The following is a 233-nucleotide window of genomic DNA, read 5'->3' on the forward strand; positions in this document are numbered from 1 at the left end:
TCCCTATTGTTTATAAACTTGCCCGGCTTTCATAACAAATTGCACGTTTTTAAGTACGTCGATATTTTTAAGCGGTGAGCCATTCACACTGATAATATCTGCTTGTTTACCAACACTCAAGTCGCCAATGAGTGCGCTTTGCCCCAGCAGTTTAGCTGCATGTATGGTTGCTGATTTAATAGCTTGGGCTTCGCTCATTCCATTGTTTACCATTAAACTAAACTCGTTAGCAT

The 233-nt window shown here is 40.3% G+C and carries 1 protein-coding gene; it reads right to left on the reverse strand.

What is annotated here, in order from left to right:
• Positions 1–3: 3 nt before the first annotated feature.
• Positions 4–233 (reverse strand): amidohydrolase family protein (locus AAEY83_RS18750; RefSeq protein ID WP_351061727.1); only part of this gene is annotated, 230 nt, incomplete at its 5' end.

It is taken from the genome of Psychrobacter sp. TB20-MNA-CIBAN-0197 (assembly GCF_040309765.1).
Classification (GTDB): domain Bacteria; phylum Pseudomonadota; class Gammaproteobacteria; order Pseudomonadales; family Moraxellaceae; genus Psychrobacter; species Psychrobacter submarinus.